Annotated in this window: 22 protein-coding genes and 1 riboswitch; of the genes, 20 read left to right on the top strand and 2 right to left on the bottom strand. The window is 37.1% G+C overall.

Annotated features, from left to right (window positions below):
• Positions 1–16: 16 nt before the first annotated feature.
• Together IGL23_RS06315 and IGL23_RS06320 are read left to right on the top strand one after the other, a co-directional pair.
• Positions 17–562, top strand: a complete 546-nt coding sequence (locus IGL23_RS06315) for a TetR/AcrR family transcriptional regulator (RefSeq protein ID WP_002360361.1) — start codon at positions 17–19, stop codon at positions 560–562.
• A 142-nt stretch (positions 563–704) separates the two neighbouring features.
• Complete coding sequence (locus tag IGL23_RS06320) at positions 705–1079, top strand: YxeA family protein (RefSeq protein WP_002357632.1); 375 nt, start codon at positions 705–707, stop codon at positions 1077–1079.
• Positions 1080–1122: 43 nt separating this feature from the next.
• Here the strand turns inward: IGL23_RS06320 and IGL23_RS06325 are convergent, their stop codons facing one another.
• The gene (locus tag IGL23_RS06325; RefSeq protein WP_033595209.1) at positions 1123–1872 is read right to left on the bottom strand and encodes a peptidylprolyl isomerase; all 750 of its coding nucleotides are present in this window, start codon (positions 1870–1872) and stop codon (positions 1123–1125) included.
• Positions 1873–2053: 181 nt separating this feature from the next.
• On the opposite strand from IGL23_RS06325, the gene IGL23_RS06330 reads away from it, so the two are divergent.
• The 8 genes from IGL23_RS06330 to IGL23_RS06365 all read left to right on the top strand — a co-directional run bounded on the left by IGL23_RS06330 (position 2054) and on the right by IGL23_RS06365 (position 10105).
• On the top strand, positions 2054–3145 hold the full coding sequence (locus IGL23_RS06330; RefSeq protein WP_002360357.1) for a DUF871 domain-containing protein: 1092 nt from the start codon (positions 2054–2056) through the stop codon (positions 3143–3145).
• A 194-nt stretch (positions 3146–3339) separates the two neighbouring features.
• Positions 3340–4269, top strand: a complete 930-nt coding sequence (locus IGL23_RS06335) for an alpha/beta hydrolase (RefSeq protein ID WP_002357629.1) — start codon at positions 3340–3342, stop codon at positions 4267–4269.
• A gap of 168 nt (positions 4270–4437) precedes the next feature.
• Positions 4438–5328 (top strand): site-specific tyrosine recombinase XerD, encoded by an 891-nt coding sequence (gene xerD, locus IGL23_RS06340; protein ID WP_002360354.1) that lies wholly within the window; start codon positions 4438–4440, stop codon positions 5326–5328.
• A 64-nt stretch (positions 5329–5392) separates the two neighbouring features.
• Entirely contained in the window at positions 5393–6187 is a 795-nt protein-coding gene (locus IGL23_RS06345; protein ID WP_002390627.1) for a segregation/condensation protein A, read from the top strand.
• Positions 6184–6789 (top strand): SMC-Scp complex subunit ScpB, encoded by a 606-nt coding sequence (scpB, locus tag IGL23_RS06350; protein WP_002357625.1) that lies wholly within the window; start codon positions 6184–6186, stop codon positions 6787–6789. The genes IGL23_RS06345 and scpB overlap by 4 nt, the downstream gene beginning before the upstream one ends.
• A gap of 3 nt (positions 6790–6792) precedes the next feature.
• Positions 6793–7509: a pseudouridine synthase gene (locus IGL23_RS06355; protein ID WP_002357624.1), complete on the top strand. Its 717-nt coding sequence runs from the start codon at positions 6793–6795 to the stop codon at positions 7507–7509.
• A gap of 152 nt (positions 7510–7661) precedes the next feature.
• A riboswitch (FMN riboswitch) is annotated at positions 7662–7781 on the top strand.
• A 71-nt stretch (positions 7782–7852) separates the two neighbouring features.
• Positions 7853–8518 carry an ECF transporter S component gene (locus tag IGL23_RS06360; RefSeq protein ID WP_002382314.1) on the top strand — a complete coding sequence of 222 codons (666 nt, stop codon included), beginning with the start codon at positions 7853–7855 and terminating at the stop codon, positions 8516–8518.
• Between the two features lie 255 nt (positions 8519–8773).
• A complete protein-coding gene (locus IGL23_RS06365; RefSeq protein WP_033595275.1) occupies positions 8774–10105 on the top strand; it encodes a zinc ribbon domain-containing protein in 1332 nt (443 codons plus the stop codon).
• 22 nt (positions 10106–10127) lie between these two features.
• Here IGL23_RS06365 and IGL23_RS06370 read toward each other — a convergent pair whose 3' ends face one another.
• Complete coding sequence (locus IGL23_RS06370; RefSeq protein WP_033595207.1) at positions 10128–10346, bottom strand: ferredoxin; 219 nt, start codon at positions 10344–10346, stop codon at positions 10128–10130.
• A gap of 35 nt (positions 10347–10381) precedes the next feature.
• Between IGL23_RS06370 and IGL23_RS06375 the strand changes: the two genes are divergently transcribed.
• The 10 genes from IGL23_RS06375 (at position 10382) to IGL23_RS06420 (ending at position 20969) form a co-directional block, all read left to right on the top strand.
• Positions 10382–11416 carry a helix-turn-helix domain-containing protein gene (locus IGL23_RS06375; RefSeq protein WP_033595205.1) on the top strand — a complete coding sequence of 345 codons (1035 nt, stop codon included), beginning with the start codon at positions 10382–10384 and terminating at the stop codon, positions 11414–11416.
• Positions 11417–12859, top strand: a complete 1443-nt coding sequence (locus IGL23_RS06380) for a RecQ family ATP-dependent DNA helicase (protein ID WP_050443330.1) — start codon at positions 11417–11419, stop codon at positions 12857–12859.
• 75 nt (positions 12860–12934) lie between these two features.
• Positions 12935–13558 (top strand): LysM peptidoglycan-binding domain-containing protein, encoded by a 624-nt coding sequence (locus tag IGL23_RS06385; protein WP_002371160.1) that lies wholly within the window; start codon positions 12935–12937, stop codon positions 13556–13558.
• A 236-nt stretch (positions 13559–13794) separates the two neighbouring features.
• Positions 13795–14475 carry a (d)CMP kinase gene (cmk, locus tag IGL23_RS06390; protein WP_002357612.1) on the top strand — a complete coding sequence of 227 codons (681 nt, stop codon included), beginning with the start codon at positions 13795–13797 and terminating at the stop codon, positions 14473–14475.
• 113 nt (positions 14476–14588) lie between these two features.
• On the top strand, positions 14589–15800 hold the full coding sequence (rpsA, locus tag IGL23_RS06395; protein WP_033595201.1) for a 30S ribosomal protein S1: 1212 nt from the start codon (positions 14589–14591) through the stop codon (positions 15798–15800).
• Between the two features lie 173 nt (positions 15801–15973).
• Positions 15974–17284: a ribosome biogenesis GTPase Der gene (gene der / locus IGL23_RS06400; RefSeq protein ID WP_002360340.1), complete on the top strand. Its 1311-nt coding sequence runs from the start codon at positions 15974–15976 to the stop codon at positions 17282–17284.
• Between the two features lie 247 nt (positions 17285–17531).
• The gene (locus tag IGL23_RS06405) at positions 17532–17807 is read left to right on the top strand and encodes an HU family DNA-binding protein (protein WP_002357604.1); all 276 of its coding nucleotides are present in this window, start codon (positions 17532–17534) and stop codon (positions 17805–17807) included.
• A gap of 306 nt (positions 17808–18113) precedes the next feature.
• Positions 18114–19154, top strand: coding sequence for a hypothetical protein (locus tag IGL23_RS06410; protein ID WP_033595199.1), 1041 nt, complete (start codon positions 18114–18116; stop codon positions 19152–19154).
• Positions 19155–19163: 9 nt separating this feature from the next.
• Positions 19164–20420, top strand: coding sequence for a tetratricopeptide repeat protein (locus tag IGL23_RS06415; protein WP_002360336.1), 1257 nt, complete (start codon positions 19164–19166; stop codon positions 20418–20420).
• Between the two features lie 9 nt (positions 20421–20429).
• Positions 20430–20969, top strand: a complete 540-nt coding sequence (locus tag IGL23_RS06420; protein ID WP_002361802.1) for a ReoY family proteolytic degradation factor — start codon at positions 20430–20432, stop codon at positions 20967–20969.
• Positions 20970–21002: the final 33 nt, after the last annotated feature.

A 21002-nucleotide genomic window follows, 5' to 3' on the forward strand; every position in this document is an offset into this window, starting at 1 on the left:
AAAAGAGAAAAGGGGTATGAAAATGGTTAGAACGAAGGTATATACAAAGGAAAAAATCTTAAACGTAGCTGAAAAAATTTTAGTAGATAAAGGTTTTTCTAATTTAACTGCTAGAAATATTGCAGATACTATGGGGATTTCTACGCAGCCAATTTATTTAGAATTTGTCAACATGGACGATTTAAAACGAACCTTAATTAAATCGTTATTTCATCGTATGCAATTATTTTATAAAGCAGATGTCGGTGCCTCAGACCCAGTGATTGCATTGGGTCTGAACTTTATATTATTTGCCCAAAAACATCAAAAAATCTATACGGCGTTATTTATGAAAGCACATGGTTATGAAGAAGAATTGCAGCAAATGCTTCAAACTTTTTTTGAAGAGCGTTTATTATTGGATAAAAAATATGTACAAATGGACAAAGGAAAATTTGTCGAATTATTTCCTAAAATGGTGGTAATCTATTTAGGTTTAGCTACAGCAGTTACAATGAAAACAATTGACTTAACTAAGAATCAAGAAATTCAATTATTAAGTCAATTATTGATAGAAGAGTAGTGTTTTGTTATTTATTCAAAATAACAAAAATACGACATAAGTCTGAGAAAAAACTGGTCGTTGCGCCCGAGGAAGGATTGTTTAAAACTTGCTATACTTTGGAAGAAGTAACAGAGAATAATTACTCGGGAGGATTTATGTGATGAAATTTATTAAATTTTTAGTGGTGACAGCAATTGTTATTGGTGGTGGTTTATTTGGGGCCAAGTTTTACGCAGAGAAGAACTCTGGCGAATTAGCTGGTGTGTTAGATCAATTAAATCCATTGGTTAAAGAAGGAAATGTGTATGTTAAAACAAAGAAAGCCGATAGTGTTAATGGCTATGGAATTGCTAGTTATACGCAAGTAGCCGCAGATGAGGAAGGCAAAACGCGAGAAATAACTTTCACAGCGGACCATGAATTAAAAACAGATCATTATCTAAAAGTCTCAAATAAAGGAGCCCACATCAATACGTATGAAGAGGTCAATCAAGACCAAGTGCCAGAAAAGGCATTACAAGCGATTCAAAAATAACAAAAAGTCAGAACGTACGCTGAAGATACGTTCTGACTTTTTGTTATTTTTTTGCTTCTTGAAGAATATTGATTTTTTCAATTTTAACATCGGTTTTTGGTTTATCGTTGGCACCAACTTCGACTTTGGCAATTTTATCAACAATATCCATTCCTTTGGTAACTTGACCGAAAACAGTATGTTTTTTATCAAGAGAAGGATAGCCGCCTTTTTTGTAAGCATCAATGATTGCTTTTGGATAATCATCATATAAAAGGCCATCAGATTGATCATCTGTATTTTGGACAATAAAGAACTGACTGCCGTTAGTATTAGGTCCTGCATTCGCCATTGATAACGCGCCACGAATGTTATATAACTGGTTTGAAAATTCATCTTCAAATGGTTTATTCCAGATGCTGTTTCCGCCAGTTCCATCACCGCTAGGATCGCCACCTTGGATCATAAAGTTATTGATGACGCGGTGGAAAGTCAATCCATCATAATAGCCATCTTTGGCATGTTTCATAAAGTTCTCGACAGTTTTTGGAGCCTGTTTAGGAAATAGTTTGATTTCAATATTTCCCATTGAAGTAACCATTTGGACTAAGTCTTGATCTTCGGCAACTTTGTCATCTAGTTGTGGTAAATCTAGTGAATTTAAGTCGACCGGATCCTTTGTTTTGCTTTCACTGGATTTAGCGACAGAATCACTCGTTGCGGTCGTGCCTTTATTATTGGTTGTGTTACAGCCTGCTAAAAGCAAGGTGAATGCTGCAACTGAAGCAACAGCAAGCATTTTCTTATGTTTCATCTGTTTTCCTCTTCCTTTCACACTGACAATTAGGTTCTTTTTTATCATAACAAAAGAGAAGATAACAAACCAGTGGAATTTTTATAAGATTTCCTATAGGAAAGGTGTAGACCACTTTTGTTTTTTTTGTTACAATGTAAGCAGATACATTATTATGTTTTACAATTTAGGAGGCAATCACATGGGAAAATTAGGTATTTCAATTTATCCAGAACGTTCAACATTTGAAAAGGACAAAGCATATTTGGATTTGGCTCATAAATACGGCTTTAAGCGTGTCTTTACTAGTTTATTGCAAATCAATGATGATCGGGAAAAGGTATTAGCAGAGTTTAAAAAAGTCGTAGATTACGCCAACCAATTAGGTATGGAAGTGATGGTCGATATTAATCCTGCATTGTTCGAACAATTAGGCATCTCTTATGATGATTTATCATTTTTCCATGATATGGGCGCTTACGGTATTCGTTTAGATCTTGGTTTTACTGGGCAAGAAGAGGCGAATATGACAAGAAACCCTTATGGCATTAAAATTGAAATTAATATGAGTTCAGGGACAAGTTATGTAGATAATATTATGGCCTACTCACCAAACACAGAAAATTTACTAGGCTCACATAATTTCTATCCACATCGTTATACAGGCTTAGGCTATGAGCATTTTGTTTATTGTTCAGAAAAATTTAGAAAATATAATTTAAATACGATGGCGTTTGTGAACTCACACGATGCTACATTTGGGCCATGGCCGACACAAGATGGGTTATGTTCTTTGGAAGACCACCGCGATTTAGAAATTGCAACGCAAGTTAAGCATTTAGTTTTAACAGGATTAATCGATGATATTTCTGTCGGAAATGCTTATGCCTCAGAAGCAGAATTAGCAGCAATGGCAGAAGCCTTTCATGCACCGTATCCTTCGATCAAAGTGGATACAGAACCAGAAATCACAGAAGATGAAAGAATTGCATTGTTCGATAACTTACACAGTTATCGTGGAGATCGTTCTGATTACGTTTTGCGTTCAACAATGACACGTGTTTACTATAAAGATCGTCCTTTCCCAGCTCATACAACGAGAGATATTGTTCGAGGCGATGTCTTGATTGACAACGTTGGCTATGGACAATACAAAGGGGAAACACAAATTGCTTTAAAAGAAATGAAAAATGATGGCCGTGTAAATGTGGTTGGTCGTATTTCTGATGACGAACGTTTCTTATTAGAATTTTTGAAACCATGGTCAAGTTTTAAACTTATTGAAAATAAATAATTTTTAGTTTCCTATAAATAGATAAGTGGAGCATAGCGTAAAAGGTAATATTTTTGTGCTATGCTTTTTTTGTCGCAACAAAATTGTCCCATTGTAGTGGTAAAGAAAGATGGCTGAATCTTTGAATGGTAGTTGTCAAAAAAAGGGCGACAACTTATAATGAATCATACAGTTTAAATAAAAGGAGTACGTAGATGAATCGATGGTTAAAAATTTTGATTGCGCTTATTGTAGTAATTGCAATTGGTTTAATTGCGGCAGGCTTATATTTTTATAATTATGCAGTAGTTCCAGGAAAGAAAGACTTTATAAATGAGAATACCCCAGGGTCAAAAGTGGTCCAGACACCTGAAGGCGCGTGGTTTAAAGATGACAAAAATCGACAAGAATGGTCAATTACTTCGGAAGATGGGCTACGTCTAAAGGCCATTTATTTACCAGCCGACAAAAAAAGTAATCGTACCGTTATTATGGCGCATGGTTATATGGGTTCGGCAGAAACGATGTCTGTCTTTGCGAAAATGTATCATGATTGGGGCTACAATGTGTTAGCGCCAGATGCGCGTGGTCACGGGAAAAGTCAAGGAGATTATATTGGGTTCGGCTGGCCCGATCGTAAAGATTATGTCCAATGGATTGAGAAAGTTTTAACCGAAAATGGTCAGCAAGAACAAATCACTTTATACGGTGTCAGTATGGGTGCTGCTACAGTCATGATGACGAGCGGGGAAAAATTACCAGATAACGTGAAAGCCATTGTGGAAGATTGTGGCTATTCTACAGTCAATCAGGAGTTGCAATATCAATTGAAAGAGCTTTTCAATTTACCAAGTTTCCCATTAGTTAATGTTACTAGCGGGATTACGAAACTTAGAGCTGGCTATTTCTTTGGGGAAGCAAGCGCTGTTAAACAATTACAAAAGAATCATTTACCAATGCTCTTTATTCATGGTGAAAATGATACGTTTGTGCCGTTTAGTATGTTAGACGAAGTTTATAATGCAACCCAAGGACCTAAAGAGAAATATGTCGTGCCTGGAGCAGAGCATGCGAAAGCTTATAATAAAAACCCAGAAAAATATAAGGAAACAGTAGCTGCTTTTCTAGATAAATATATAAAATAACAAATTTATTCTTTACTAATAGTAGCAACAACAAAAGACTTGTTCTTAAGTTAACGACTTAGTGAACAAGTCTTTTGTTGTCAGTTGATTTTTTTTAATAAGTTGGAATTTACCCATGCAATCTAGGGCATAATCTGATAGGATAGTACTAGAAATGAGGGAAGGATAATGGAAGAACAATTAGTCGATTATTTACACTATTTACAAATAGAGCGGGGCTTATCAAATAACACACGACGGAGTTACGAACGAGATTTAAAAAAATACGTAGCCTTTTTACAAGAACAAGGCCTGCATTCTTGGGACGAAGTTGACCGTTACATGATTACAGAATTTTTGCAATCCCTTCACGAAGAACAGCAAGCTTCAGCAAGTGTGATTCGGATGATTTCTAGTTTGAGAGGATTTCATCAATTTTTACGTCAAGAACGCTTAAGCGAACATAATCCGATGCAACATATTGACTCCCCCAAGAAAGTTCAAAAATTGCCAAGTACATTATCTGTTGACGAAGTGACTCGATTAATTGAAACGCCTGATACAAGTAAACCACTAGGTATGCGGAATCGTGCTATTTTAGAAGTGATGTATGCAACGGGCCTGCGAGTTAGTGAACTAATTGAAATAAAATTAGGGGATCTGCATTTATCCATTGGTTTATTGCAAACAATCGGAAAAGGGGACAAAGAACGAATTATCCCTTTAGGCGATTATGCGATTCAATGGATTGAGCGCTATATGAACGAAGCCAGACCTCAATTGATTAAAAATCATCCGAATGAAACACACCTATTCGTTAACCATCATGGTGAACCGTTATCTAGACAGGGCATTTGGAAAAATTTAAAACAGATTGTTCGAGAAGCCCAGATAGAGAAAAATATTACCCCGCATACATTACGACATAGCTTTGCGACACATTTGTTGGAAAATGGCGCAGACCTTAGAATCGTGCAAGAATTATTAGGACATGCAGATATCTCCACGACACAAATTTATACACATATTACCAAACAACGAATGGCAGATGTTTATAAGGAACATTTTCCTCGGGCTTAATTTGCGAGAATGCCCACAAACGAATAAATTTATGGTAAACTAGGAAGTCGAGAAAAGAAAGTAGGTGTCGTTTTTGCAAGAAATTAATTTAAAACTAGATGTCTTTGAAGGACCACTGGATCTTCTACTACATTTAATTCAAAAATTAGAAATCGATATCTATGACATTCCCATTACAGCAGTAACTGAACAATACATGTCTTATATTCATGCGATGCAAACCTTAGAGTTAGAAGTCGCTGGAGAATATCTAGTCATGGCTGCCACCTTAATGGCTATTAAAAGTCAGATGTTGCTTCCAAAACAAGAGCTTGAAATCATTGATGATGAAGATTTTTTTGAAGAGGAAGACCCACGGGAAGCTTTAGTAGCTCAGTTATTGGAGTATCGGAAATTTAAATATGCAGCGACTGTTTTACATGAAAAAGAAGAAGAACGTAAACTCTATTATACAAAAGAACCAATGGATATGGATGATTATAAAGAGGAAGATACAACACTACCGCCTAATCAAATTAATACAATTGATTTATTTCTAGCCTTTCATGCCATGTTAGAAAAGAAAAAAAATCGCCAGCCTGTTGAAACAACTGTTGCTAGTGACGATGTTTCCATCGAAGAAAAAATCACCGCTATTTCAGAACGTATGCGTCAAGTACAGAAAGGGAAGGCAGTGTCGTTTGATTCTTTCTTCGATTCTTATTCCAAACAAGAAATTGTGACAACGTTCATGGCTCTTTTAGAATTAATGAAAACAGGCGTGATTTATGCTGAACAAGAAAATAATTATAGTGAAATTTTGTTATTTAATACAGAAACCCAGCAGGAAGATACAACAGAGGTGGAGGAAACACAGTGACATTAGTTAGTCAAATTGAAGCAATTTTATTTGTGGTTGGCGAAGAAGGAATTGGCTTGGAAGAGCTTGCGTACTTATTAGAGAAGTCAACAGCAAAAACCTATGAAGAATTAACGAAATTGAAAGAACATTATGCTTCTGACAATAAATCAGCGTTGAATATTTTAGAAGTCGGCAATCATTTTGTCTTAACAACTAAGAAAAAATATGCCTCATTACTAAAAAAATATGCGCAATCGCCTATGTCGAACGCCTTATCACAAGCGGCGCTAGAAACATTATCCATTATTGCTTATAAGCAACCAATTTCGCGTATTGAAATTGATGAAATTCGTGGCGTACAGACTTCTGGCTCTATCCAAAAGTTAGTTGCCCGTCAGTTGATAGAAGAAAAAGGCCGCGTAGATGGTCCTGGTAGAGCAATTTTGTATGGCACAACGAAGTATTTTATGGATTACTTTGGGTTGAAAAGTTTAGATGAATTACCAGATATCCAACAAATGGAAGATGAATTAGAAGAAGAACTACCAATGGATCTATTTTTTGATCGTTATCAAGAAACGAACCCAATGTCTGAAACAACAGAAGGCGAGGAAGCTTAAACAATGGAAAGATTACAAAAAGCAATTGCTCATGCTGGGGTGACTTCGCGTCGCAAAGCAGAGGAATTAATTGTCAAAGGTCGCGTAAAAGTCAATGGCCAAGTGGTTAAAGAATTAGGAACGCAAGTAAGTAAACAAGATACTGTTGAGGTTGATGGTGTACCAATTTATCAAGAAGAATATGGTTATTATTTATTCTATAAACCAAGAGGGGTTATTTCTGCGGTGTCTGACGATAAAGGCCGTAAAGTAGTAACGGATTATTTTACAGATGTTACTGAGCGAATTTATCCAGTCGGTCGTCTGGATTATGATACTTCTGGGTTGTTACTTTTAACGAATGATGGAAGTTTTTCACAAAAATTAACCCATCCTAAACATGAAGTAGATAAAGTCTACGTAGCAAAAATTAAAGGTGTACCAACTAAACGAGATCTATTGCCATTAGCCAAAGGCATTCGCATTGATGGCAAACGCACAGCACCAGCCAATTTTCAAATTCTTTCAGCGGATATTAAAACAGGTAGCAGTGTCGTGGAATTAACGATTCATGAAGGACGTAATCATCAAGTGAAGAAAATGTTTCAAGCTGTTGGTTTCCCTGTTCAAAAATTAAAACGTGAACGTTACGGTGAGTTGACCTTACAAGGTTTGCGACCAGGGCAATATCGTGATTTAACTAAAAAAGAAATCAGTCAATTATTAAATCAAGCTAAATAAGATAAAATGACTCGATCTCTTCGCGCTTATGGCGAAGGGATTGTTTTTTTTTGAGAAACGAAGCAATCAATGAAATTTAATAAAAAAGCTTAGTTAGTTGCATTCATTGTTCAAATCGGTTACACTAAGTAAGTAAAAAAATATAATACAAGGTTCGTCTTCAGGGGCAGGGTGTAATTCCCGACCGGTGGTTATAGTCCACGACTCGTTTTTAACGATTGAATTGGTGTAATTCCAATACCGACAGTATAGTCTGGATAAAGAAGATAGGGCTTATTTGAGACGCTTTTTCATCAGATAATCCTACTCTATTTTTCCCTGCAGAAAAATAGGGTTTTTTTGTATGACAAAGAAGCGAATCAAAAAGTTCGTTGAAGATGGGTCCTTAATTGGAGGATTTCAGATGAACAACAAGGTACAAAAAATGGTCAGCATTGCAATGTTGGCCGCAATCGGTACAGTATTACAATTTGTGGCATTTCCGATTATGCCGGCGTTTAGTTTTTTGAAAATCGATTTTAGTGATATTCCGATTCTGCTCGGAATGTTCTTGTACGGACCGTTAGCAGGAGTAATTACTGCTTTTGTTCGTTCGTTGCTACACCTGTTCTTAACCGGACTAGCACCGCAAAATATGGTGGGAGATTTCGCTAGCTTTTTAGCAAGTAGTATCTTCACCTTGCCAATTTTTTATTTCTTTGGTAAAAAGAAAAATATCCGTACAAATCGGATAGTGGGCCTAGTAAGTGGGATCTTAGCCTTGACGATTTTCATGAGTATTGCGAATTATTTTGTCATTACACCCATTTACTTACAATTATATGGTGTGACCACACAACAATTTTTAGGAACATCTTTAGCAAGCTATGTGGCGATTGGTATTGTGCCATTCAACCTTATTAAAGGCCTCTTAGTCAGTGGTGTTTTTCTAGTACTACATGCGAAGTTATTGCCATGGCTATCAAAAAAACAACATACTATTCAGAAAAAAACACCGTTAACAAAATAAATGATAAAAAACCTGCTGTTGAACAATGTTTGACAGTGGGTTTTTAAAATTTACGCCTAAAAGAAAAGAGGTTGTCATAATCTGTCATCATTCTGTTAAAAAATACTAAACCATCTGCATTGTAATTTTAACTTTCCCTTGGTATGATAGAAATCATCAAAGAAAGAGGAGTTTTCCTGAGTGAAAAAGTGTAAAAATTGTCGTCACGTGAATCGTGATACGGAGTCCTTTTGTGAAGAATGCGGCGCTCCGCTAATGAATGAATCAATGCATCAAGAGGAAAACCAAGCACAACCATCAATGAATAAAGGGAACGAATCTACTCCTCTCAGATCAAAAAGAAGCTGGATCTGGGTGTTTCTTTTTGTGTTCATCGTTCTTGGAGCGGGTAGCTATTTTCTCGGGACGCATTATTTTTCTAAGGAACAACAAATTTCTCATTTTATTGAAGCGATTGAGAATGGTGATGCCCAAGAATTAAGTAAAAAAATGAGGACGAACGAGTCTGAATTTCAAGTGAATCCGCAAAGCATTAAGCCTTTAATCACTTATTATCAAAAAAATCCAACTGAGCTAAAAAAATTAGAAAAAGCGCTATTAAAGGATAAAAAGCTACATGGTTTAACTATTCGCGAAACAAGTCAAACAGCATTTTTCTTTCACCGTTATCAATTCATTTTAACGCCTGTTTCTGTTCAGTTAACGACGAATCAGCGCGGTGTGACGTTGGCAATGAACGGGCGGGAAGTGGGCACTTCCGACTCAACCACTTATCAAAAGGAATTGGGACCCTTAGCGCCAGGACAATATACTTTTACAGCCACAGTGAAAGATAGCACCGGCGAACCTGTTATCACAGAAGAGTATCGTTTATTAGAAGAGGAAAATTATATTTCTAGTATTCCTTTAGATTTTAAACGAATGAATTTTGTTGTGGAAAGCAATCTGCCAGACGCAGATATTTATATTAATAATCGGAAAGTTGGTACGCTAACGAATGGAAGCAAAACGATTGGCCCTTTGTTCTGGTCCAAAGGGATGACGATTCAACTTAAAAAGACGATTAATGGAGAAGAAATTCAAACATCAAAAGAAACGATTGGTGAAAATGATTTTGTCGAAGCGCTCTCCGATAATCCAACGCTACAATTGAATTTTCCGTTAGCTAGCGACTATGATGCCCGCAAAGCGCTAGAAACCTTTTATCAAGCATTTGCCAAACAAGTGAAAAGTCATACGGATAGTACAGAATTTGCTAAAAAATATCTCGTTGGTGGGGAAAATAATCCTCAATTTCCTTCTTTTATTGAAGCACTTGAACGATTACGTGAAAAGAAATCGACCGATGTTTCACCAGATTTTGAAGTGACCATTAATACGCTACAATTGGATGGTAAAGAAAATTACCATGTCAATTATTATTTAGAAGCTAAAAATTCTAAAGCAAAAGAAAATGGTCTTCGTTATGAATGGATCAATGGCCTAAATGATCAAATTCATTTAGTCAAAGAACCGCTAAAAGAAGGACAATTACAGTTTGTTTCGATAGATGAGCAAACACTTGCGTGGCTCGAAAAAATACTCTAAGCAAAAATGAGTGCTAAATTATTTAGCACTCATTTTTGCTTATTTCTATTGCACGCGTGGGACATTTGCGGTACGCTTTTAACACATTCTCGCGTTCGTTTTCTGGAATAAATTGTTGTCGAGCATGCGGCTCGTCTTTAAAAAGGACAATCCCATGATCATCATAATCAAATATATTGGGCGCATAAACTTGACAAAGTCCACAAGCAATACATTTTTCAGGAACTAAACTTGATTGCATAAACAGTGACACATCCTATCTAAAAGAGGTTTACTATGGAAGCAACTTTTATTTTAGCGTTATTATCTCATGGATACAAGGTACGTGCATCAACTTTGTATCATCTTTTAAAAGGCAAACGGACTAGCTCTGTTTTGATTTATGGTTTTTTATATGATTGTTTACGATTCATTGGCTGGTGGCCAACGATTTCCGAACAAGCCTATTTTCAATTTCTTGAAAAACTTTCGAAGGCGAAACAAATTCAGTATCACAAAGAGACAAATGAGATTCAACTAACAAAAGAAGGGCAACTATTTTTAAAGGAGCACCATTTTTCGTTGCTGGATTATCCTGCAATTGATCTTTATCGTTTTGGCAGAAGTGATCGAGAAAGTTGGCAACTCATTCAATTTGCCGTGCAAGTGACTTCGTATTTATCATTTGAGGAAAAACAGTATATTCCACTTTTATCAACACCGATTCCGCAACTATATTTGAAACGATGGTTACAACAAGACAAGAAAGAGCAGCGCATTCAATCAATCAAAGAAGAACTGTTGCGAGGGTTTAAGTTACTACCTGAAGCAGAAACCGACTATTTGGTTGCGCAACTTTCTGGTTATCAGCAAACTGGCAAAGTTCCTCAGCAATTAACAAGCCATAAGACAGCTCTTGAACAGCGTTTATGGCATACGCAAGCGGTTCATCATTTACTGCAGTTGATAATGTACGGAGGAAACTATCCTGCTTTACAAACGCTTGTATGGCCGTATCTAGAAAAAAATCTAAACCAAAGTATGCAAGAAACCCAACGATTGTTAACGGAAGGCAAGACGCTTCAAGAAATTGCTGAGCAGCGAAAAATAAAACTGAGTACCATTCATGATCATCTATTAGAGTTGGCTATTCAAGGGCAGCTGCAGGCGTCTGTTTATCTTGAAAAGGAGGCAATGCTCCAAAAATTGGCTCAAATAGAACAAGATCCGCGGTTGTGGGTGTATCGGGATTGGCGAGCGCAAGAAGAGACGCTTTCTTATTTAGATTTCCGCTTATATCAAATCCAACAAATTTGGCAAGAAAAGGAGTGAGTGTTGTTGACATTAGAACAAGAATTATTCACTCGATTTGGTTATGCAGCGTTTAAGCCTGGTCAAAAAGAAGTGATTACAAACTTACTTGACGGTATGAATACATTGGCTGTTTTGCCAACAGGCACCGGTAAATCATTGTGTTATCAATTTGTGGGCCAGAAGTTAGAGGGACTAACGGTAATTGTTTCTCCTTTACTTTCGTTAATGGAAGATCAGGTGCGTCAATTACAAAGACAAGGAATTAAAGGTGCGGTTGCCTTAAACAGTACGTTACAATATTCAGAAAAGCGTTATATTTTAGCGAAAATGTTCCAATACGATTATCTGTTTTTAAGCCCAGAAATGCTTTTGCAGCAAGAAGTACTTAGTGTGTTACAACGCCAAAAAATTGCATTATTTGTGGTGGATGAAGCCCATTGTGTTTATCAGTGGGGCGTCGATTTTCGCCCTGAATATAGTAAATTAGATCTGGTCCAAAAACAGCTAGACTTTCCTTTGACCTTGGCGTTAACTGCCACAGCGACACCCGTTGTACAGCACGCAATTATAAAACAATTATTTTCTCATGGTAGCTATCAAGAAGTTCTTTCTTCAGTGAATCGAAAAAATATTGGCTTGTTCGTGAAGGAAACGTCAGAAAAAGAAGAAGTGTTACTAGATTACTTATCTAAAACGGCTGGTAAAATCATTATCTATTGCGCCACGCGCAACAAAACAGAACAAATTAGTCAACTTATTCAGGCGAAAACCAGTTTTAAGGTGGCCTATTATCATGGGGGCTTGGAGGCTAGTGAACGTAGTCGCTTGCAAGAACAATTTATTGATAATCAAATCGATATTCTTTGTGCAACGAATGCTTTTGGGATGGGAATCGACAAACCTGATGTTCGTGGAGTGATTCACTTTGATTTGCCTGATAGCTTAGAAAATTACCTGCAGGAAATCGGGCGAGCTGGACGTGATGGTCAAAAAAGTTGGGCGCTATTATTGTATAAAAAAGGGGATGAATTTATTCATCGGTTTTTCTTAGAAGAGACAAGAGCGAATCGAGCGACCTTAAAATCGCTGATTGAAGGAGAAGAACAAGCAGGTTTGTTAGAAAATGCCACCGAGTTACAACAAAAATGGGTCCAAGGCTATTTAGCCAAGGATTATTCTTTTGAAGAGCTAGAGCATCGTTTAGAGGAGAAAGAAAAAGATCGTCAAGCGCAATTAAGAGGGATGCTGACGTATATTGAAACCACAACCTGTCGAAGAACGTTGATTCAAACTTATTTTCAAGAACCGATTGTAAAACAATCACTGGAAACTTGTTGTGATAATTGTGCGTTATTCTTTGACATTTACCAAGATTCAATAGTAAAATCGAACAAGACCAGCAATCAAAATGAAGAAGATTGGCGTTCTAAATTTCTAAAATTATTTAAAGAACGTGATTAATTCATTTTTTTAGTCGGCAGTTGGCAAAAGCTATGATATAATAACAAGCGAGAGAAGTTTAGGAGGAAATTAGCAGTGAGTAAAAAGGACAAAAAGAAAAACCAAGCTCGTGAGCCATGGGAACAATCAATTTATGAACCTGATCAAAATGGTGGTGGTTCTCGTTTAGCAAAACGCCAACAGCAACGAGGAAATTCATTATTTCTAACTGTTTTAGTTATTTTGCTATTATTAATTATTGCCATTCCAATTGGGACTTTCTTATGGATGATGCAAGACAAGAAACCGAACGAAAGTGCTAGCAAAAATAGCCAGCCATCTTCTTCATTAGTCCAATCATCATCAAAAGAGAAGAAAAAAGAAAGTACGTCAAAATCAGTGGAAAGCTCAGAACCAGCAAGCAGCCAACCAGCTGAAAATACAACACCTTCAAGTTCAGATGCTGCTGCACAGCAACAACAGGACCAACAAGCACAACAACAACAGCAACAACAAGAGCAGCAACAACAACAAGAAGCTCAAAATCAACAACAGCAACAAGCGCAGAACCAACAACCTGTTTATGATACCGTTCAAAGTGGCGAAGGGGCACGTCAAGTTGCCGAACGTAACGGAATGACATTAGAACAAATTTTAGCGTTAAATCCTGGGATTGATACATCTGTGTTTTATCCAGGCCAACCATTACGTATTAAATAATCCAGAAAAAGAGGTTTGGGCAGCACTTTCAAGGGCTAAACCGCGACGAATGATTACATGAGAATGCCAATAAGCAGAAATTTCCGAAAGATGTTTTGCGTCTTTCGAGGGATTTCGGCTTATTGCTTTTTCGTTAGAGACTCGTCATCAGTTTAAATCCAAGTTCTTTTCTTCTGATTTTAATATAAAAGAAGAAGCGCATTTTAAAGGATGCATATCAGTTAAGGAGTTTTTTCATGGGGAAAATCAGTATTGCTATTGACGGACCAGCTTCGTCAGGCAAAAGTACAGTTGCAAAAATTTTAGCAAAACAATTGAATTATGTGTATTGTGACACGGGTGCCATGTACCGAGCGATTACGTATTTGGCCTTGCAAAATCAAATCGACATTCAAGCGGAAGAGCCATTAGTAGCGCTTTGTGTCAACCACACTATTTCTTTTCAGCAAGCAGAGAATGGCCAACGTGTTTTTATCGACGGTCATGAAGTGACCGAAGCGATTCGCCAGCCAGATGTAACGAATGCTGTTTCAGCTGTTTCAAAACATGCAAAAGTTAGAGAAGAAATGGTGGCGTTACAACAGAAAATTGGTCAAGCCGGCGGAGTTGTCATGGATGGTCGAGATATTGGTACTGCAGTTTTACCAAAGGCCGAAGTAAAGATATTCTTGGTGGCTAGCGTTGAAGAACGTGCAGAACGTCGTTTTAAAGAAAATCAAGAAAAAGGGATTGAGACGGATTTTGAAACTTTGAAGGCGGAGATTGAACGTCGGGATTATTTAGATTCAACCAGAGAAGTATCACCCCTTGTCCAAGCAAGTGATGCTGTGAAAATCGATACAACAGGGTTGACGATTGAAGAAGTCGTCGCCGCCATACAAAATGTGATTAAACAAAAAGGTTTTGAACTTTTTTAAAGAATTTTAAGAAAAATAGAAGAAATCGCTTTATTTTTTTACAAAAATCTCGTACTATGTAAGTATATATAGCTAAGTTTTGGAATTTTTGTTGGCATAGGAGGATAAGAGGCATGACAGATTTTGAAGACAAACAAGTAGCAAACAACGAAACAATGGAAGATGCAATGAACAGCGTTCAAGAAGTCAGTGTTGGCGATATTGTTAAAGGCGAAGTTTTAGCCATTGAAGACAAACAAGTTGTTGTCGGCATTGAAGGAGCGGGCGTTGAAGGCGTTGTTCCTACAAAGGAATTATCGACTTTACCAGTTGAAGATGTACACGAACTTGTGAAAGTCGGTGATGTGTTAGATTTAGTTGTGATCACATCAATTGGCAAAGATAAAGAAAACGGCAGTTATTTACTGTCAAAACGCCGTTTAGATGCTAAAAAAGTTTGGGAAGAAATTGAACAAGATTTCCAAGCGGGCAAAGTAATCGAAGCACCTGTTACAAATGTTGTTAAAGGTGGTTTGGTTGTTGATGTTGGTGTTCGCGGATTTGTTCCTGCCTCAATGGTTGAAGATCATTTTGTTGCAGATTTTTCTGAATATAAAGGTCAAACACTAGCATTTAAAATTATTGAAATCGAACCTTCAGAAAACCGCTTAATTCTTTCACATAAAGCAGTTGTTGAAGCTGAAAAAGAATCGAAAAAAGAAGAATTACTTTCTTCTTTACATGACGGAGACGTTGTTGAAGGGAAAGTAGCTCGTTTAACAGATTTCGGCGCATTCATTGATTTAGGTGGCGTGGATGGTTTAGTTCATGTTTCTGAAATTGCTCATCAGCATGTGGGCAAACCAAGTGATGCGTTAACTGTTGGCGAAGACGTTCAAGTAAAAATTCTTTCAATTAATCCAGAAGAAGGACGTATTTCTTTATCTATTAAAGAAACACTGCCTGGACCATGGACAGATATCGAAACAAAAGCAGCCGCTGGGACTGTTTTAGATGGCACAGTAAAACGCCTAACAAGCTTCGGTGCCTTTGTGGAAGTTTTCCCTGGCGTGGAAGGATTAGTGCATATTTCTCAAATTTCTCACAAGCATATTGCAACGCCTCATGAAGTCCTTCATGAAGGGGATCAAGTACAAGTGAAAGTTTTAGAAGTTAATCCAGAGGAACATCGTATTGCTTTAAGTATCAAAGCGTTAGAACCAAAACCTGAGTCTCAAGAAGAACCAAAAGAAGAACAGGAATATGAATTGCCTGAAGAAAATACTGGCTTTACCATGGGCGATATTTTAGGTGACGCTTTATCTGATGCGAAAGAAGAGGAATAACACGTTACTTTCTTGAAATTTATGAGTTTGACATAGCCGTAAACAGATCGGCTATGTCAAACTCATTTTTTCTTGAATTGGTTAGAAAATCAGCAGAAACTAAAACTTTTCTTGCACTTTAAGGTTTGATTAGGTAAACTAGTAAGGATTGAAATTCTCAAGGAGGGAATCAAATGGCAAATCCAACTATTGCGATTGTCGGTAGACCGAATGTCGGTAAATCGACTATTTTTAACCGCATTGCCGGTGAGCGTATCTCGATTGTAGAAGATACTCCTGGCGTAACACGCGACCGTATTTATACAACTGGAGAATGGTTAGGGCGTGAATTTAGTATTATTGATACAGGTGGGATTGATTTAGGTGACGAACCATTTATGGATCAAATCAAACACCAAGCAGAAATTGCGATTGATGAAGCAGATGTGATTATCTTTGTTGCTAGTGGCCGTGAAGGAATTACTGATGCAGATGAGTTAGTAGCAAAAATTTTATATCGTAGTAATAAACCAGTTATCTTAGCTGTTAATAAAGTTGACAATCCTGAAATGCGTAATGATATTTATGAATTTTATGCTTTAGGACTAGGGGATCCTTTCCCAGTTTCTGGTAGTCACGGGTTAGGCATTGGCGATGTGTTAGACGAAGCAGTTAAACATTTTCCTAACACTTCAGAAGAAGAGGACGAAGATACAATTAAATTTAGTTTAATCGGGCGTCCAAATGTCGGTAAATCATCATTGATTAATGCTATTCTTGGTGAAGATCGTGTGATTGTTTCAGATATTGAAGGAACAACGCGAGATGCAATCGATACGTATTTTGAATCTGAAGAAGGTCAAAAGTTCTTAATGATTGATACAGCTGGTATGCGTAAACGTGGGAAAGTATACGAATCAACTGAAAAATATAGCGTCATGCGCGCAATGCGGGCGATTGAACGCTCAGACATTGTTTTAATGGTCTTGAATGCAGAAGAAGGTATTCGTGAGCAAGACAAGCGTGTGGCGGGCTATGCCCATGAAGCAGGTCGCGGTATTATTATCGTGGTCAACAAATGGGATACAGTCAAAAAAGATACAAATACAATGCGTGATTTTGAAGCGGAAATTCGTGATGAATTCCAATATTTAGATTATGCACCCATTATTTTTGTGTCTGCATTAACCAAACAACGTTTAAACAAACTGCCTGAACTAATTGAAACAGTTAGTATGAATCAAAACTTACGGATTCCTTCAGCGTTGTTAAATGACGTTATAATGGATGCTGTAGCAATTAATCCGACACCAACCGATAAAGGAAAACGTTTGAAGATTTTTTATGCAACACAAGTGGCAGTCAAACCACCTACATTTGTTATTTTTGTCAACGAAGAAGAACTAATGCACTTTTCTTATGCCCGGTTTTTAGAAAATCAAATCAGAAAAGCATTTACGTTTGAGGGCACGCCAATTAAAATCATTCCGCGACGCCGAAAATAGTGCATTCTACCATACTTTTTTTAGATATTCAAATAAATTTATCAACTTTGAGAAAAAATGATTATTTTTTGAAAAAACTGGTTAAAATACACTAAAAACCTTGCTATTACAACTTTCTTATGCTATCTTGTTAACAGAATATTGAACCAGATCAATATTTGCTGTCTGTTTTTGGACCACTCAAAAATAGACGGAACTTTAGGTGTGTAAAAACATCGTATCTCTTATAGAGGAGGTGAAATGATCCATGGCAAATAAAGCAGAATTAATCGAAAACGTTGCATCTTCAACTGGTTTAACTAAAAAAGATGCTACTGCAGCAGTAGACGCTGTCTTTTCAACAATTCAAGAAACTCTTGCTAAAGGTGAAAAAGTTCAATTAATCGGTTTTGGTAACTTTGAAGTTCGCGAACGCGCAGCTCGTAAAGGACGTAACCCACAAACTGGACAAGAAATTCAAATCGCTGCAAGCAAAGTACCTGCATTCAAACCAGGTAAAGCATTGAAAGATGCAGTGAAATAAGACAGACAATTAGAACCCTTGGTTTCCAAGGGTTCTTTTTTGAATCATACATAAAAAATGTTATTTTAAGAGGTGGTCGAAACAGCACGCTAAAAGGCTAAATTGTAACGAACCTTAGGTGAGAAAAACGTGCTTCGCTCCGAGAATCAAGCGGGAACGGTTCGACACTCGCTCCTTGCTTTTTTGATAAAAAGAGAAAGATTTATGAATGAAGGACAAAAATAAGTTGTTGCCAGTAGCTGTTTTTTAGTGGTTATGCTAGACTTGGGGTGAAGGAAGAGGAAACAGTCTTAAGGTGGTGAATCAATGAAATACAACTATTCTAGAGGGGAAAACAAGGTCGCTATTATTTATGGAGAAACATTTGCTTCCGTCCTAAAAAAACGACCAGTAACGACGGAGTCAATCGTTGTTTTGGCGAATCAGCGTTACTATGATCTTTTTTCGGAGAAGATTAATTATGCCTTTGGGGAACAGTTGGGATTAAACTGGTATATTTGTCGCAATGATGTTCATTGCAATGACTTATCAGAATTAGAAAGTGTGTTACGTTTCTTAGCTGATTGGCCAGAAAATCAGGATGTTTTATTGATTGGTTTGGGTAATGAAGGGGTACTACAATTAACCGCATTTTTGCACCAAGTAAGTAAGTGTTCCTCCAAATGTTGGCTGATGCCTGTGTCTGTTCAAGCGTTACGCCAAGGACTTTTACCAAGTGTCACAATTCAGCAAGCACAGCATGCAACCATGCATATAGAAAATCATTCAGAAGAAATTTTGTTTGATAGTACCTTGACCATTAAAAAAGGTGCCGCTCCTTTAATTGATTTGCTCGTTTTTATTCGAGCGGGTCTTGTCTGTGATTATGCTTATTTACAAATGCTATACCAAACGTATCCAGATAAAAAACGGTTGAATCAAACGTCATTTAATGGTATTTTAGACGAGTTGTTATCTTTTTATGAACAAGCAGGGGAAAAAGTGGATCAATTTGGCCGAGTTTTTGAAGCGGCCTTTGCTACAACCGAAAATGGCCATTTGTTATCAGGTCCCATGAAACGATTATTGGGATTATTGTTACAAGTTTTATGGAGCCAGCAAGTCAATCACTTTGACTTTCAATTTAAAAATTTTATCGTTTGGTTTATTCGCTTAGGTTTTCCGGTGGCGTTTCCAAAAGAAATTTTAAGTGCTGATTACGCAGAACAAGTTTTGCTTCACACAGAAACACTAGGTCCTCCTATGGTGTTGGAAAAAATCGGTCAACTAGGAGCAGCTTTAAAGCCAACGCCCGATCAACTGTTAACAACGATTGAAAGATACCAAGAAATTTTAAAAGAGATTTGAGGGGAAATTATGTCATACAGTGAAAAAATGGTTCAAGCATTACAAGCTGAAAATTTAGCAGAAGCACAGTTAATGTTTGAAGAAGCATTAAAGAAAGATGATGAAAATACCTTAGCTGATTTAGGGGAAACGTTATTATCTTTAGGTTTTCTAGAAGAAGCCAAACAAATTTTCCAACAATTGTTGGAACAATTTCCCGATGCAGATGGCTTAAACATTCCATTAGCAGAAATCGCCATTGAAAATAATGAAATAGATGACGCATTCATCTATTTAGAAAAAATTCCAGAAACTAGTGACAGTTATGTTCAAAGTCTCTTAGTTACTGCGGATTTGTACCAAGTTTTAGGGATTCCAGAAGTCAGTGAAGCGAAATTAAAAGAAGCGGCTAATCTTATGCCAGAAGAGCCGTTAATTCAATTTGCTTTGGGAGAACTATATTTTACAAATGGTCAATTTGTCGAGGCTATCACTCGTTATCAAAGCATTGTAGAAAGCGGGACAGCGCAAATCTCTGCTATTTCCTTGAATGAACGCTTAGGAAGTAGTTACAGCATGTTAGGTGATTTTGAAGAAGCGGTTCCTTATTTGGAAGCCGCGGTCAAAGAAGAACAAACAGACGATCGTTTATTCCAGTTAGCTTTCACTTATTTACAGTTACATGAGAATCAAAAAGCCATTGCGTTGTTCCAGCAATTAAAAACACTAAACCCACATTATCAATCGCTTTATCTATATTTAGCGGAAGCGCTCCAAGAAGAAGAGCAATTAGAGGAAGCAAAAGCGGTGATCGAAGAAGGAATTGCGGAAAACCCATTCCAAGTAGAGTTATACCAATTTGCCTCTGAAAATGCCTATCGCTTACACGATATTGCTGGTGCTGAAAACTGGTTGTTAAAAGCTTTGGAATTAGGTGAGAAAACAGATGAAAGTCGTTTGACCTTAAGTAATCTCTACATCACGGAAGAGCGTTTTGAGGAAGTAATTACTATCTTAAATGATTTAGAGGAAACGGATCATCCTTATGCTGAATGGAACTTAGCAAAAGCGTACAACGAATTAGAAGACTTTGCCGTCGCTAAAGTTCATTATGAACAAGCAGCGCAAGAATTGTCTCACGAACCAGAATTTCTAAAAGAATACGCATTGTTCTTACGAGAAGAAGGCGAACTTGAAAAAGCAAAACACTTGTTATACCACTATTTGGAACATGAACCTGGTGATGTCGACATGCAATCTGTGCTAGCAGATATGGAAGAAAGATAGGAAACGACGATGTTTGTTAGTTTATCAGAAAAGAAAAAATTTTTAACTTGGTTAGTGAATACCGTGCCTTTTGGAAGAAGAGAAGTACTGTGGATTTTAAATTACTTATTAACGCACGATGCGATTTTAAATAATGTTCATTTTGTTGAGAACGTAGAGAAAACCGATCGGGGGATTCGTGTGGTAGCGGATGGTTTAGGTAAGGAGCCGTTATTGCTTTTTATCCAAGCACAAGAATTTACAGATCCGGAACAAATTTTTCATGAGATTCGGATGAATTGGCGGAAAGCTCTTTATTTAGAATGTGTATTTCCAGAGGCTTGGCAAACGAGCCAGTATTTATCTGTTTTAGAAGATAATCCGTTTGCGCCATGGAATGAACAAGTGGATCAGGAAGTTGCCAGAGCGATTGATCAATATTTTAAGCAAGAAGAACAAACGCAGCGAATGGCATTAATTAAAGCTCAAATTGATGATGCTTTAGAAACAGGCAACAAAGAAGCGTTTTTAGAATTATCCGATGAATTAAATCGTTTGAAACAACAATAAATAAAACCCAGCATTTTCAATAAATGCTGGGTT

Source organism: Enterococcus sp. MSG3299 (genome assembly GCF_050555765.1).
GTDB lineage: Bacteria > Bacillota > Bacilli > Lactobacillales > Enterococcaceae > Enterococcus > Enterococcus faecalis.